The organism is Fundidesulfovibrio butyratiphilus (assembly GCF_054657235.1).
On sequence record NZ_BAAHXA010000001.1, the window covers coordinates 1,893,396 to 1,908,409 of the forward strand.

The following is a 15,014-nucleotide window of genomic DNA, read 5'->3' on the forward strand; positions in this document are numbered from 1 at the left end:
TCTGCCCGGGCGCACCAATTCCCTCACAAGGCCAGGACACCCTTTGATGCACACCCTTCTCGCCACCACAAGCTCCTTCGGCCAGGAAGACGACCAGCCGGTCGAAACCCTGCGCCGGGCGGGCTTTCGCCTGATCGTCAATCCCCACGGGCGCAAGCTCACCGAGGCCGAACTGGCCGAGCTTCTGACCCTGCACCGTCCCGTCGGCCTTCTGGCCGGCACCGAGCCCGTGACCCGCGCGGTTCTGGAAAAGGCCCAAGACCATCTGCGCGCCGTGGCGCGCGTGGGCGTGGGCTGGGACAACGTGGACCGCGCCGCCGCCGCCGAGCTGGGCATGGCCGTGTCGCGCACCGAAGGCGTGCTCGATACGGCCGTGGCCGAACTGGCCCTGGGCTTCATGCTGTCCGCGCTTCGCCACATCGCGCGCCAGGACCGCGACGTCCGGGCCGGCGTCTGGAAAAAACGCATGGGGGGACTGCTCTCCGGCAAGACCGTGGGCATTCTGGGATACGGAGCCATCGGCAGCCGGGTGGGCGGCCTGGCCGCGGCCTTCGGAGCCAAGCTGGCCTTTTGCGACCCCGCCGTGGACGCCTGCTCCGACGGCCTGGCCACGTCCTGCTGCCTGGACGACCTCCTGCGCAACAGCGACATCCTCACCCTGCACGCCTCGGGAAGCGCCTGTCTGATCGGAGCGCGCGAGCTTTCGCTGTGCAAGCCCGGCGTCATCGTGGTCAACACCGCCCGGGGAGGCCTGGTGGACGAAAACGCCCTGCTCGAAGGCCTGCAAAGCGGCCGGGTGGGCGCGGCCTGCCTTGATGTTTTCGCGTCCGAGCCGTATAGCGGCCCCCTGACGGGACAGGAAAACGCCATTCTCACCCCGCACGCGGGCTCCTACGCCCGCGAAGCCCGCCTGCTCATGGAGCGCACCGCCGTGGACAACCTTCTGGCCGACCTGACCCACAAGCGAAACGCATGACCCCCCAGGCCGTGTTCTTCGATTTCGACGGCGTGCTGGCCGACTCCATGGAGGTCAAAACCCGGGCCTTCGCCCGGCTCTACGCCGATTGCGGCCCCGAGGTCCAGGCCAGGGTGGTGGACCACCACCGCAACAACGGGGGCATGAGCCGGTTCGAAAAGTTCACGGTCTACGCCAGGGAGTTTCTCGGCCGCGAACTGGGCGACGGCGAGTCCGAGGCCCTCTGCTCCCGCTTCGCCGCCATCGTGGTGGAGGAAGTGGTGGCCGCCCCGGAGATCCCCGGGGCCGAGGCCTTTCTGGACGCCTGTCGGGACCTGGACTGCTACGTGGTCTCGGGCACCCCCCAGGACGAAATACGCGAGATTTGCCTGCGTCGCGGACTGGACGGGCGTTTCGCCCGGATTTTGGGCTCACCCGTGGGCAAGGCCGAACACGTGCGCGCCGTTCTGGCGGAACGGGGCTACGACCCGGCCCGATGCCTGTTCTTCGGAGACGCCTCAGCCGACTACGAGGCCGCCCGACAAAACGACGTGCCCTTCCTGGGCATCGTTCCCGGGCCGGACGCGCCGCTTGTCGCCAGACACCCCGAGGTGACCTGGTTTCCCGACTTCAACGCCCTGGCCGTTTCCGGCCGGGTCAGCTTCTTTCGAGGTGCTTCGTCATGATCGCCGCCATCCTCATCGGACGCAAGGGCAGCACCGGCCTGCCCGGCAAGAACACCATGCCCGTTCTGGGACGCCCCCTGGCGTCCTACGCCTTTCTGGCCGCCAAACACGCCAAGAGCGTGGACCGCATCTACATTTCCACCGACGACGAGGACCTCATGGCCCTGGGACGCGATTTCGGGGCGGAAATCATCGTGCGCCCGCCCGAACTGGCCAACAAGGCGGCCCTGGGCGAACACGCCTACCAGCACGCCGCCGCCGTCATCAAGGAGCGCGAAGCCGCCAAGGGCCAGAGCGTGGAGCTGTTTGCCCTGCTCATGTGCAACGCCCCGACCATTCTGGCCTCGACCATCGACCAGGGCGTGCGCGTCCTTCGCGAAAAGCCGGAAGTCGATTCGGCGGTCACGGTGTCATGCTACAACATGTGGAGCCCGCTTCGCGCCCGGCGCGAAAACGAAAAGGGGCTGCTCGATCCCTTCGTGCCCTTCGAGAGTTTCGGCGACCCCAAGACGCTCAACTGCGACCGGGATTCCCAGGGCGAGGTCTGGTTCGCGGACATGGGCCTGTCGCTGGTGCGCCCCTGGTGCCTGGAACGCCTGGAAGACGGCCTTTTGCCCCAGAAGTGGATGGGGCAGAAGATTTATCCCCTCAAGCAGTGGGGCGGCCTGGACGTGGACTACGCCTGGCAGGTTCCCGGCGTGGAATTCTGGCTGCGCGAGCACGGCTTCAGCGAGACGGCCACGCCCTACGGGGACGACTAGCCATGGACGCTCGCGCGGTTCCCAACGCCAATTTCACCTCGCTGGGCGGACGTTCGGTCCACGACAGGGACGACGCGGCCTATCGCGAGTACCGTCGCCAATGGGAGGAAAATCCCCGCACGTTCACGGTGGGGGACTTTCCCATCCATCTGGATCTTGAGGCGTCGAGCCGGTGCAACCTGCGCTGCACCTTCTGCGACAAGCTGCCGCTGCTTGGTCCCGAGCACCTGGGAGACATGGACTTCGACCTGTATCGCCTGATGGTGGACGAAGGGGCCGAAAAGGGACTCAAAAGCCTGAAGCTCAGCTACCGGGGCGAGCCCCTGCTCAACCGCCGCCTGGCCGACATGGTGGCCCATGCCAAGCGTCGTGGGCTTCTGGACGTCTATTTCAACACCAACGCCATGCTGCTCACCGAATCCACGGCCAAGGCCCTGATCGACGCGGGGCTGGACCGCATCTCGGTTTCGGTGGAAGGCACGGACCCGGTGGCCTTCGAGCGCGAACGGATCGGGGCCAAGTTCGAGGTCATCGTGCGCAACCTGGCCCGTCTGGCCGACCTGCGCGCCCGTGCGGGCACGACGCACCCGCGCATCCGGGTGCAGACCGTGCGCCTGCCGGGCCTGGATTTCGAAGAATACGCCCGTTTCTGGTCGCCGTATGCCGACGAGACCGCCTCGGTGGACTACAAGGACGTGGTGGACCGCAAAACCGGCGTCCACGCCCCGCACTTCGCCTGCCCCCAGCTTTGGCAACGCATGACCGTGGAGTTCGACGGTCAGATACTGGGCTGCAACAACGACGACTTCCGCAAGCTTTCTCCGGGCCGGGCAGGTCAAACAAGCCTGGAACAGGCCTGGAAACATCCCCTGCTCGAAAACGCCCGCGCCCTGCACCGCCAGGGCCTTTCCCACCGGGTGGAGGCCTGCGACGGCTGCCCCTGGCGGGAGGCCCAGATGGACAAATCCAAGTCCGAGCAACCGGCCTGAGCGTTTAGCCCGCCCAGCGCTCCAACACAGGATCGACCGCCATGCCCCAATGCAAACCCCACCTCGCCGACGTCCATCGGCACGGCTCAGGCGAGTCCCGAGAGGGCTTTCTGCGCCTGGACATGAATGAAAACCCCGACGGGCTGCCCGCCGATTTCGTCCGCGAAGTGCTCGGGCGGGTCACCCCCGAATTTTTGGCCTCCTATCCCGAATACGCCCCCCTGAAGGAGGCCCTGGCCCGCGCCGAGGGCATAGCCCCGGAGTGTCTCTGCCTGTCCGGCGGGTCCGACGGAGCCATCAAGCTGCTTTTCGAGGCCTTTGTCCGTCCGGGAGATTCGGTGCTCCTGACCGACCCGACTTTCGCCATGTATCCGGTCTACGCCGACCTCTTCCAGGCCCAAACGCGCCGCGTGGCCTACGACGAGACCCTACGCTTCCCGCTGGAGTCGTTTCTCGCCCAGATCGACGAAACGGTGCGCATGGGCGTGTTGGTCAACCCCAACAACCCCACCGGCCGGGCCTTCACCCCCCAGGAGGTCGAACGCACCGTGGCCGCCCTGGCCCGGGTCGACGCCCTGGCCGTCATGGACGAGGCGTATTTCCAGTATCACGGCCAGACGGCCCTGCCCCTGCTGGCGCGCTATCCCAACCTCGTGGTGCTGCGCACGTTTTCCAAGCTGTGCGGCATGGCCGCCCTGCGCCTGGGGTACGTGGCCGCGTCGGCCGAGGTGGCCCACGCGCTCAGGACCATTCGCTCCTCGTTCGAGGTCAACGCCCTGGGCGTGCTGTTCGCCCAGGAACTCTTGCGTCGGCCGGACATCCTGGACGAGGAAATGCGCCTGTTTCGCCAGGGCAAGGACCTGCTTCTGGAAACCCTGGGCAAAGCCGGGGCGGATGTCATTCCGGGAGAGGCCAACTTCGTGCTGGTGCGCTGTCCCGGAGGAGCCAAAGCCGCCCAGGATCACCTGCGCGCCAACGGCATTCTCGTGGCCGGGGGCTTTTCCCATCCGGCCCTGACCGACCGCATCCGGGTCACGGTGGGCAAGCCCGACACCATGCGCCGGTTTCTCAACGTGTTTCTGCCGTATCTGGGCGTCGGCCGCTGAAACGCGACCGGCCCAGGCCGCGCCCCGAAACGTTCCATCACCGAGCAGCCGGGATTCCACCGCCATGAACATACGCTACACCACCGACGAAATGGTCGCCTATTACACCACACACAGGCGCTCCTGGACGGAATTCTACCCGTCCGAACGCACGGCCTTCGAGCACGCCGCCGGCCCGGACCGCTCCCTGGGGACGGTGCTGGACGCGGGATGCGGCGGTGGCGGGCTGGGTCTGGCCCTGTGCGAGCGCTTCCGCCTGGAGCAATACACCGGCGTGGACATCCACGAAGGACTCATCCAGGCCGCCCGCGAACGCAACGTCTATCCGTGTCCGGCCCGGCTCGTGGCCGCCGACATCCTCCAAACGCAAGGGCTTGCGCCGGAAAGCTTCGACACCGTGGTCTCGCTCAGTTGCGCCGACTGGAACCTCGACACCGTGGCCATCCTGGAAAGCTGCTGGAGCCGGGTGCGTCCCGGAGGCCGGTTCGTGCTCACCTTGCGCCTGACTCCGGACGGCGAGGCGCGCGACTTCGCCACGAGCTATCAGTACATTCACTTTGGCGACGCCCCGCCCCTGTCGGTCGAACATCTGGAAAAGGCCCCCTATGTGGTGTTCAACGCCCATCAGGCTTTCGACCTGCTGCGCGGACTGCACCCCGCGGAAATCTTCGCCAGCGGCTACTGGGGGCCACCGTCCCAAACCGCCGTCACCCCCTTCGAGCGGCTGGTTTTCGCCGCCCTGGTCCTGACCAAGCCCCGCGCGTCCGACCCGGCGGCCTCTCCGACCCTGCGCCTGGACCTGCCGGACGAAGCCTTGCCGCATTCCTCCTGAACGCCCTCGCCTTCGGAAACGCCATGTTCGCCCCCCGCAAGACGCTCTCTCCCAGGTCGCTTTCGTGAATTCCGACACGACCTTTCCCCAAGAACTCGATCTGCGTCCAGGCTTCGACCCCGGCCCCCGGGGCACGGTCCTGCTGCACGAAGCGGCCATGGACTCCCGCAAGGACGCAAACGCGGCCATCGACGCCGTTACCGCCCGGCTGGGCGCGCATGCGGCCTGGTTGTATTCCGCCTCGGCCGAACGCAACCCCCTGGCCAGCGACCTGTTTTACCGCTTGGCCGGCCTGGCCCTGGTCGAACGCCTGCGTCTTCAAGGCCGTCTTCCGTCCCGACTGGTCACGGACGCCCCGGCCCTGCAGCGCATCCTCACCCGGTGGGCCACGAACGCCGGACTCGACGTGGCCGTGACGCTACGCCCGAGCCGCTCCCGGCTGGAGCGGGCGAAACGGATCCTGCGCGACGCGCTGGGCACGGCCGCCTGGCAACTCTGGGTGCTGGCGGCGGCTCGGCTTTCCGGCCGGCCGGACCCGACGCCCGAGGAACCGGTGATCCTGCGCGACATTTTCGTGCTGCGCGACGCACCCCTGACGGACCGCTATTTCCCCGGCCTGGGCGATTGTCTCTCCCTGGACGAACGCCGCCGCCTGCGCCTTGTCCCCACCGTGTCCGGCAATGGTTTTCGCGGGTTCGTGGGATTGTTTTGCCGCTTGCGCAACCGGAAAAACACCGGGGATCGACTCCTGCTCAAGGAAGACCACCTCACCTGGGCCGACTGCCTGGCCGCCCTGGCCACCCCGCTGGCCGGCCTGTTCCTTCGCGTCGGACCGGTTTCCTTTCGCGGTTTCGACGTGGGGGACCTTGTACGGGAGGACTTGCGCGAATTGCGCAACTATTCCTCCATGGTGGTGGCGGGATTGAACGAACGGTTCGCCGCCCGCCTGGCGGCACACGGCGTACGCGTGGCCGGCTGCCTGAGTTGGTTCGAGAACCAAGCCGTCGACAGGGGATGGCAACGCGGTTTTTCCCGCCATTACCCTGCCGCGCGCCGTACGGGCTACATGGGCTACGTGCATCCGCCGCTCTATGCCAGCGTCTTTCCCACACGGGGCGAACGCCAGGCCGGCGTGCTGCCCAACGTACTCGCGGTCATGGGACCGGCGCTCGCCGCCGCAGTCGTCGAATTCTGCCCGGGACTGGACGTCCTGGTGGCTCCGGCCTTCCGGTTCGCCTATTTGACCGGCGAACGCCCCCAAGCCAAGCTCGCGCCCACGCGCGTGGTGGTCCCGCTTCCCATGAACGCCCCCGACGCCCTGCGGGTCTTCTCCCTGGTCGTCCAGGCGGCGCGGGCTCCCGCGTTGTCCGGCGCGACATTCCTGGTCAAGGCCCATCCCGGCATGAACAAGGCGGTCCTGTCTCCCCTGCTCCACGCCGGGCTTCCGGAAAACGTGCATTTGGTGAATCAACCGGTCATGGACCTGATGCCCGGTTCCGCCGCGCTCGTGGGAACGGCGTCGAGCGTGTGTGTCGAGGCCCTGTGCCTCGGCGTTCCCGTGGCCCTGCTGGCCAGGCCGGGAGGCGTGCTCCTCAATCCCTTGCCGGAATCGCTGCGAGATGGCATGTGGCGTCTCTGCGTGACGCCCGACGATTTGACCGCGACCCTTGTGGACTTCCACAACCGGGCCGAAACGCTTGGCCCGGCATACGCCGAGGCGGTCGAAAACCTGCGCCGGGGGCTGTTTACCCCCATCACCCCGGAAGGCGTTCGAACACTTCTGGGCTTGACGCGACCACGGGAGCCGGCCCCAAACGGCGCCTTTGTGCGCCGCCGCGCCCATGAAGGCGAAAACGCTCCGCACTGCTAATCTTTCAACCAGTTATGAGGGGACCTGGGACGCATCATGGGGAATACAATGAAAATCGTGCTGGTTCAGATCGATTTGGTACTCGGAGCCCGGGTCCTGCTCAAGGTGTTGGAAGCGCGCGGCTTTGATGTCGAAGCCCTGCAGATCAACATCACCTACGTCGACGAATTCACCGACCAGGACCTCGAAACCATCTATACCCGACTGGCCGACGCCGACGTGGTGGGGCTTTCCTACAATTCGTTCTACGCCACCCAGGGGGAGCGGCTTTGCCGCTACATTCGCGCCCGCCGGCCCGATCAGACCCTCATCCTGGGCGGACCGCACGCCACGGCCATGCCCGAAGCCGTTCTCGAACATTCCGACATCGTTGTGCTGTTCGAAGCCGAGGTCGCCTTGCCGCAGGTCCTGGACGCGCTCGACGATCCGCAACGGCTCCACGCCATTCCGGGCGTGCTCACCCACCAGAATCGCGGGCCGGAACGCCACCGCTCCCCGGAACTGGCCTGGGACCTGGACAGCGTGCCCTTTCAGTCCATCGATACCAACCGCATCACCTACTTTTCTCGAGACAAGGGCCTCTATTCCCCCGAAACGCGCGAGCTTTTCGCTTCCACGGACGACAACTACCTGGTGCTCGGCTCTCGCGGATGTCCTTTCTCCTGCACATACTGCTCCAACAGCTTGTACCACGCCCTGGACAAGCGCAATCGCAAGGTGCGCAAGCGGTCCGTGGACAACATCGTGGACGAGATGCGCCATGCCGTGGACCATGGCTTCGAATCGTTCTACATCGCCGACGACAACTTTTTCTCGTTCTCGGTGGAGGAAATCCGTCGTTTTCACGATCTCTACGGAGCGCTTCGTCGCCCCTTTTCCGTGGTGGGGATCAATCCCAACAACTTCCGCGACAAGGACTCCGTGACCAAGCTCCGGCTCCTGTTGGACTGCGGACTCTCCGACATCCGCGTCGGCGTGCAAAGCGGCAGCGACAAGACCTTGAGCCGCTTCAGACGCGGCTACAAGGCGCGCGAGTTGCCCGAACTCTTGCGCCCCATCGATCAATACCGCGACACCATTTTCCCCGCGCCCTTCGACAAGCTGCACGTGGCCCTGGATTTCATCTGCGACTCCCCCTGGGAAGACGAAGCCGATCGGCAAAGCACCGTGCGCCTTGCCAATGTCGTGCTGGAGCAGTTCACGATCTTTTTTTATACTCTCGTCTATCTTCCCGGCACCAAACTCTACAACGAAGCCGTGGAACAGGGACTCATCACCGACCACACCCGCGACATCTTTCACCGCGGCATCGCCGGAGTGGACGACATCCCCACCAATCGCCTGCTCTTTCTCATCGGCACCCTCAAGGAACGCGGCGCGAGCCTGGACCCGGACGTGCTCGACCACCTGCTCCACCTGTCTGAAACGAACCCTCCGCTTTTCGAACGGATGGTCGACTCCCAACTGGCCATTGTAAAGCAGGTGGAAAGCCATCACCGGGTAGACCTGAAGCACGGAGCCATTCACCCCTATCTGTCGGGATTCAACACCTGGACCAAACAGACCGGCGACGTAGGCCGAAAGGTGCTTTTTCGCAGCTATCACAGAGCCTACGGCTAGGATGCCCCCACGAAACGCGTGCCGGCGCGCCGCGTGGAGAACGCCCCGAACTCCGGGCCGTCTCCTCGGAAACCCGGCCCCGGCCTCCGGGGACGCGATACCGGCCCTTCGCGCCCGACCGCCCGTGACGGACGGGCCGTGACGGACGGGCCGTGACGGATCGTCCGCACAGCCCGTCGTTGCAAGGCGGACGGCCTTGTGCTAGCTAGGGCTTGTCTTTTTCCGCAGGAGTTCCTTTCGCAGTGCGGCGGCTCAACAAACGCAGTGAACCCCAACTGGACACCTCGCTTCTGTTTCCCTGCGCCCCTTCTCTCTTCAAATTCCACAGACCAAAGCACAAGGCGGACAACGAACATGCTCGATCTTCCGAAAAGAACCGTCAAGCCACGTTCCTACGGCCTGACCGCCATCACCGACACGGGCATCCCCCTGGTGGAGTTGCGGGGGATTCTGGAAAGCTATCACCCCTACATCGACGTGGCCAAGTTCGGCGTGGGCTCGGCCTACCTCGAACCCCACCTCAAGGAGAAAATCGCCCTCTACAAGATGTATGACGTGATCCCCTACTTCGGCGGCACCCTCTTCGAGAAGTTCTATCACCAGGGCAAGCTCTCCCAGTACGCCAGATACCTGCACGACCATGACATCCCCTGGATCGAAATTTCAAACGGCACCCTGGACATCGACCTGGACAAACGGCTCGAACTGACCCGAAGCCTGCGCGACGAGTTCACCGTCCTGCAGGAAGTGGGATGCAAGGACGCCGACAAGATCATGCCCCCCTCGGTCTGGGAACAGGAAATCGTCTCGTTTCTTGAAAATGGCTGCCGCTACGTCATCACCGAAGGCCGGGGAGACGGCAGCGCCGGGCTCTACCGCAAGACCGGGGAGATCCGTACCGGACTGTTGTCCGACATCGTCAAGGTGGCCGACAAAAACCGCATCATTTTCGAGGCCCCGAAGGCCGACAACCAGAATTTCTTCATCAATCTGCTGGGCCCCAACACCAACATGGGCAACGTGGGAATCCGCGACCTGCTCCTGCTGGAGTGCCAGCGGACCGGCCTGCGCTACGACACCTTTCACGTCGAGGACGCATGACCCTCAGGCTCATTCGCCATCTGCCCACGGCGTTCACCCTTGAACGCCGGCTGATGGGACGGCGCGACGAACCCCTGGCGCCCTTGACCGAAGAGGCGCGCCAGGGCATCGCCCGCAACCTGGCCCTGCTGGCCCGGGGCGACCGGATCGAAGCCGTGTACACCAGCACCCTGAAAAGAACCCGCCAGACGGCCCGGGCCTACGGGTTCGCCGCCCATGAGCCCACTCCCCTTCTTGACGAACTTGACTTTGGGCAATACGAGGGCCTGTCGAAGGACCAATTCGAAATCGCCACCGGCGGACTGTGGAAAACCGCGCCTCACCGGCTGACTCTGGGCGAACCGCTGGACGCGCTTTGTCAGCGCGTCGAGGCGTTTTTGTGTCTGGTGTCCAAACGCAAGGGCCCGGTCCTGGCCTTCTGCCACGGAGCCTGGATGCGAGCGGCCATCGCCCTGGTGCGACACGGAGACGCGCGCCTGATGAACCACATGGATTCGCCTCACAACGCATTGACGTACTTGCAAATACCAACACGCCCCACCCAGCACGAGGATCAAGCATGAGAAACGAAAACAAACTGCGCGTCTGGATCAACACGAGCGACAACGAGCTCTCCAACCGCGCAAAATTTCATGATTTGTTCACGAACATGCCGATTCCCTCCAATGAGCGGCTCCAGAACCTGGGACTCTACACCAACCGCCTGCTCATGGGCCGGATGCTCTTCATGCACGAGCTTTACCAGAGAATCTTGCCCATAAACGGCGTCATCATGGAGTTCGGCGTGCGCTGGGGCCAGAACCTCGCGCTCTTTACGAGCTTTCGCTCCATGTACGAGCCCTACAATTACACCCGCAAGATCGTTGGATTCGACACCTTCAGCGGTTTTCCTTCCACCCACGAAAAAGACGGCGACCACGAAACCGTCTTCAAGGGCTGCTACAGCGTCACGGAAAACTACGAACAATACCTCGAACAGGTGCTGGCCTATCACGAATCCGAAGCGCCCATTTCCCACATCAAAAAGTTCGAGCTGGTCAAGGGCGACGCCACCAAGACCCTGGAAAAATATCTGGCGGACCATCCCGAAACCATCATCGCCCTGGCCTACTTCGACTTCGACCTCTACGAACCCACCAAGAAATGCCTGGAGCTCATCCGGGGTCATCTGACCAAGGGCAGCGTGGTGGGCTTCGACGAACTCAACGACCGGGCTTTTCCCGGCGAGACCGTGGCGGTCAAGGAAGCCCTGGGCCTGGATGCCTACAGCATCCGGCGCTCGCCGCTCACCCCCTGCCCGTCGTATCTGGTCATCGAATAAGACGAGGCAAGAAACGCCCATGTCTCACAAGCAGCCCGATTGCGCTTCCGGCAGGCCCCAAGTGTTCGACCTGGTGCGCACGGTCTTCGGCATCGCCGCGACCGTGCCCCTGGACGATTCCATGACGTTCGCCGACGTCCCAGGCTGGGACTCCCTGGGATTTCTCAACCTGCTGGCCGAGATCGAAAAGACCTATTCCATCACCCTGGACATCGAGGAAACCGCCTCGGTGGACAGCCTGGGCAAGCTCCGCGAAATCGTCGAGCGAAAGATCTGACGTATGCCATCCCCCGTCTCGACCCTCTACGGCGACCTGGTGCGCGCCGCCGCCGACCATTGCCGGTCCACGGCCCTGGACAGCGGCCAACGCACCCTGGCCTACGGTGAATTCCTGGACGAATGCCGATCCATCGGCGCGGGACTTTTCCGGGCCGGACTGGCTCCCGGCGATCGGGTGTGCCTGGCGCCCATGGACAAGGCCTCGTTCCTGTTGGCCATGTTCGCCTGCATCGGCGTGGGAGCGGTTCCCGTGCCGCTTTCCGGCTCCGACGAGGACATGCTCCAGGTCCTGTCGGCCAGCGCCCCGGCCGCCGTGCTCACGGCCGGACGGGTTCCCGCCCTGCTCGGACGTTTGGCGACCCAGGGCTTGCGTCTGCTCGCCCTGGAGGACACCCGCCGCGACCCGACCGGACTTTCTTTCGTGGAAGAGGGGGAGCCGGATCAGGTCTGCACGGTCTTCTTCACCTCGGGCACCACCTCGGGCGTCAAAAAGGGCATCCTGATCACCCACGGGAACCTAGCCTCCACCTCGGACAACATGAACGCGCTCTTGGGCGTCACGCCCGGGTCGCGCGAATACGTCTGCTCGCCGGTGAACTTCTCTTTCGGTTTCGGACGCTGCCGGGCGCTTCTCAAGGCCGGAGCCCGCGTGGTGCTGGATGAAGGCCCGTTCAATCCGGCAAAGGTCATCGTGGCCGTGAAAAACGACCGCGCCGACGCCCTTTCCACAGCGGTTTCCGGCATGAACCTTCTGCTGGGACGCTTTGCGCAGCATTTCGCCTCGGTGGGGTCCAAGATCCAACGCATCAAGTTGGGCAGCATGCCCCTGGCCGAGGACTCCAAGGCCCGTCTGCTCAAGCTGTGCCCCCGGGCCAGAATCTTCATGAACTACGGCCTGACCGAAGCCCAACGCATCTCCATCATCGAATTCGGCCCCAACCGCACCCGCCTGGAATCCGTGGGGCGGTCCTGCCCCGGCGTGCAGGTCGCCATCGACGACGAAAACGGCGGATTCGCCCCGGCGGGTCAGGCCGGCGAGATTCTGGTGCGCGGGCCCAACGTGGCCAACGGCTACCTGGGCAACCCGCAAGGCTGGACCGATCGCAAGCGCCAGGACTGGCTGCGCACCGGGGACCTGGGCGTACTCGACGGGGAGGGGTACCTGACCATTGTGGGCCGCGCCGACGACGTCATCAACATGGGCGGGCTGAAATTCCACCCTGGCGAGGTGGAGCCGCTTTTGGAACGGCTCGTGCCGGCCGGTTCCTTCTGCCTGTGCCAGATCGAGGACCCGGACGGTATCTTCGGCCAGATCCCGGTGCTTTGCGTGGAAGGCGAATGCGCCCCGGCCCTGGCCGAAGTCCACGCCGTTCTGGGCGACGTGGCCGACTTCAAGCGCCCCAGGCGCGTGTTTTCCTTGAAAACCCTGCCCCGGACCGACACGGGAAAAATCAAGCGGAAAGCCGTGCGCGCCCTGCTCGAAACCCCGCAAACCGCCCCGTCCGGCCAGTAGGCCCGGACGATCCAGGATCGACCCCATGGACTATGGCGCTCACGATCTCCGGCACGCCTATCGCCAACTCGGCGTGGAACGCGGCCGGGTGGTGCTGGTGCGCAGCGATCTGCGCCTGCTCGGACTTTTCGACGCCCCCGACCAGCGCGAGGCCGTGCGCCATCACGTCCAGACCCTGTGCGACCTGGTCGACCTGTCCGAAGGCACCCTTGTGGTTCCCACGGCCTCGCTTGGCCTGTGCAACACGTCCGTTCCCTTCGACCCCGACGCAACCCCCAGCGAAATGGGGGTGTTGAGCGAGTTCATACGCCGCATGCCCGGAGCGGTGCGCAGTTTTCATCCCTTTGTCTCCTATAGCGCCGTGGGGCGTCAGGCCGAGGAAATCTGCCGCGAGGTGTCGCGCCATGCCTTCGGTCTGGAAACCCCAAAAGCCCGCATGCTCGAACGTGACGCCCTGTGCCTGAGCGTGGGCTGCCAGCCCCGGTTCACCGCCACCACGGTCCACCACGCCGAACTGTGCATGGGCGTGCCCTACCGGTACGTCAAGGAGTTCGAACACCCCGTGATGCGCGACGGGCTGCCGCGCAAGGAACTCTTCTATTTGTACGTGTGGTACAGGCAGTGCGACATGGAGCGCGATTTCAACCAGAAGATTTTCGCGGCCTACGCCGAACGCGCCGCAAACCTGCGCCAGACGGCCCTGGGCCGCGGAAAGGCCTGGTCGTATCCCATGCGCGAGTTTTTTCACTCCGCGGTCCGCTCGCTCAAGGACGACATCTACGCCTGGTTGCAGGCCCCCCCCACGGTCCGCCCCTACCGGGACTAGCGTTGCGTCCTTGAAAAAACGCACCATCTCTTTCAAAAAGGACCGACGGCCACGGCGTGACGGTTTTCGTCGTCCCTGAAAACGCCAGGACGCGGCTCGGCCCGCGAAGGCCCCCGTCCGACACAGAACAACAAGAAGGAAAAGCATCGATGGCAAACACCAAGACGGTCCTGGTCACCGGCGGCGCGGGCTACGTGGGCTCGGGCCTGTTGCGCGTGCTGCTGGCCAAGGGCTACCGCACCGTGTGCGTGGACAAGCTGATGTTCGGCGGCGAATCGCTCATCGACATTTACCTGCATCCCCTGTTCGCGTTCCGCAAGGTGGACATCAACGACCACAAGGCCCTGGACGCCGTGCTCGAAAGCGAACCCTTCGAGGCGGTGGTCCACCTGGCGGCCATCGTGGGCGACCCGGCCTGCAAGCGCGAATCCGAATTGGCCCGCAAGACCAACGGCGAATCGTCGGAGTATCTGCTGCGCCGTTGCCAGGAGCTGGGCGTGCCCCGGTTCATCTTCGCCTCCACGTGCTCCAATTACGGCAAAATGGCCGATCCCACCGCCTATCTGGACGAAAACTCCCCCCTGGCCCCGGTGTCGCTCTACGCCGAACTCAAGGTGGCCTTTGAAAAGCTCATGGTCGAAGGCGAGCGCAAACCCGGCTTCTGCCCAACGTCGTTGCGCTTCGCCACGGTGTACGGCCTGTCGCCGCGCATGCGTTTCGACCTGACGGTGAACGAATTCACCAAGGAGTTGGCGCTGGGGCGCGAACTGGTGATCTTCGGCGAACAGTTCTGGCGTCCCTACTGCCACGTGAGCGACTTTTCCGGGGCCATCATGGCCGTTCTGGAAGCGCCCAGGGAGAAGGTGGCCTACGAGGTGTTCAACGTGGGCGACACGGCCGAAAACTACACCAAGCAAATGCTGGTGGAAGAGATGGTCAAGCAGATTTCCGGGGCCAAGGTGCGCTACGTGGAAAAAAAGGAAGACCCCCGCGACTACCGGGTGCGCTTCGAGAAGATCCGCGACGCTTTGGGATTCGCCATCACCCGCACGGTGCCCCAGGGCGTGGCCGAAATCAAGGAAATGGTGGAGCTCGGCGTGGTGGCCGACCCCGACGACCAGCGCTACTACAACATTCCCCACCAGAGGCCCTGAC

The 15,014-nt window shown here is 64.7% G+C and carries 15 protein-coding genes; all 15 read left to right on the forward strand.

Features of this window, described 5'->3' with window-relative positions; translation table 11 throughout:
* Positions 1–46: 46 nt before the first annotated feature.
* The 15 genes from ACYQ01_RS08825 (at position 47) to ACYQ01_RS08895 (ending at position 15,013) form a co-directional block, all read left to right on the forward strand.
* Positions 47–976 carry a phosphoglycerate dehydrogenase gene (locus ACYQ01_RS08825; protein ID WP_459933468.1) on the forward strand — a complete coding sequence of 310 codons (930 nt, stop codon included), beginning with the start codon at positions 47–49 and terminating at the stop codon, positions 974–976.
* Positions 973–1,641: an HAD family hydrolase gene (locus tag ACYQ01_RS08830; RefSeq protein WP_459933469.1), complete on the forward strand. Its 669-nt coding sequence runs from the start codon at positions 973–975 to the stop codon at positions 1,639–1,641. Before ACYQ01_RS08825 ends, ACYQ01_RS08830 begins: the two co-directional genes overlap by 4 nt.
* Complete coding sequence (locus ACYQ01_RS08835) at positions 1,638–2,402, forward strand: acylneuraminate cytidylyltransferase family protein (RefSeq protein WP_459933470.1); 765 nt, start codon at positions 1,638–1,640, stop codon at positions 2,400–2,402. The genes ACYQ01_RS08830 and ACYQ01_RS08835 overlap by 4 nt, the downstream gene beginning before the upstream one ends.
* A gap of 2 nt (positions 2,403–2,404) precedes the next feature.
* A complete protein-coding gene (locus tag ACYQ01_RS08840; RefSeq protein WP_459933471.1) occupies positions 2,405–3,391 on the forward strand; it encodes a radical SAM/SPASM domain-containing protein in 987 nt (328 codons plus the stop codon).
* Positions 3,392–3,432: 41 nt separating this feature from the next.
* Positions 3,433–4,497, forward strand: coding sequence for a pyridoxal phosphate-dependent aminotransferase (locus ACYQ01_RS08845; protein ID WP_459933472.1), 1,065 nt, complete (start codon positions 3,433–3,435; stop codon positions 4,495–4,497).
* A gap of 64 nt (positions 4,498–4,561) precedes the next feature.
* Complete coding sequence (locus ACYQ01_RS08850; RefSeq protein WP_459933473.1) at positions 4,562–5,329, forward strand: class I SAM-dependent methyltransferase; 768 nt, start codon at positions 4,562–4,564, stop codon at positions 5,327–5,329.
* Between the two features lie 64 nt (positions 5,330–5,393).
* On the forward strand, positions 5,394–7,199 hold the full coding sequence (locus ACYQ01_RS08855; RefSeq protein WP_459933474.1) for a hypothetical protein: 1,806 nt from the start codon (positions 5,394–5,396) through the stop codon (positions 7,197–7,199).
* Between the two features lie 48 nt (positions 7,200–7,247).
* Positions 7,248–8,819, forward strand: coding sequence for a B12-binding domain-containing radical SAM protein (locus ACYQ01_RS08860; protein ID WP_459933475.1), 1,572 nt, complete (start codon positions 7,248–7,250; stop codon positions 8,817–8,819).
* A gap of 354 nt (positions 8,820–9,173) precedes the next feature.
* The gene (locus tag ACYQ01_RS08865) at positions 9,174–9,920 is read left to right on the forward strand and encodes a phosphosulfolactate synthase (RefSeq protein WP_459933476.1); all 747 of its coding nucleotides are present in this window, start codon (positions 9,174–9,176) and stop codon (positions 9,918–9,920) included.
* Positions 9,917–10,483: a histidine phosphatase family protein gene (locus ACYQ01_RS08870; RefSeq protein ID WP_459933477.1), complete on the forward strand. Its 567-nt coding sequence runs from the start codon at positions 9,917–9,919 to the stop codon at positions 10,481–10,483. Before ACYQ01_RS08865 ends, ACYQ01_RS08870 begins: the two co-directional genes overlap by 4 nt.
* Positions 10,480–11,241 (forward strand): crotonobetainyl-CoA--carnitine CoA-transferase, encoded by a 762-nt coding sequence (locus tag ACYQ01_RS08875; RefSeq protein ID WP_459933478.1) that lies wholly within the window; start codon positions 10,480–10,482, stop codon positions 11,239–11,241. The genes ACYQ01_RS08870 and ACYQ01_RS08875 overlap by 4 nt, the downstream gene beginning before the upstream one ends.
* Before the next feature lie 19 nt (positions 11,242–11,260).
* On the forward strand, positions 11,261–11,518 hold the full coding sequence (locus ACYQ01_RS08880; RefSeq protein WP_459933479.1) for an acyl carrier protein: 258 nt from the start codon (positions 11,261–11,263) through the stop codon (positions 11,516–11,518).
* A gap of 3 nt (positions 11,519–11,521) precedes the next feature.
* The gene (locus tag ACYQ01_RS08885; protein WP_459933480.1) at positions 11,522–13,033 is read left to right on the forward strand and encodes a class I adenylate-forming enzyme family protein; all 1,512 of its coding nucleotides are present in this window, start codon (positions 11,522–11,524) and stop codon (positions 13,031–13,033) included.
* 25 nt (positions 13,034–13,058) lie between these two features.
* Positions 13,059–13,859 (forward strand): AAC(3) family N-acetyltransferase, encoded by an 801-nt coding sequence (locus ACYQ01_RS08890; RefSeq protein WP_459933481.1) that lies wholly within the window; start codon positions 13,059–13,061, stop codon positions 13,857–13,859.
* Positions 13,860–14,008: 149 nt separating this feature from the next.
* Complete coding sequence (locus tag ACYQ01_RS08895; protein WP_459933482.1) at positions 14,009–15,013, forward strand: NAD-dependent epimerase/dehydratase family protein; 1,005 nt, start codon at positions 14,009–14,011, stop codon at positions 15,011–15,013.
* The last annotated feature ends 1 nt before the right edge of the window (position 15,014 follow it).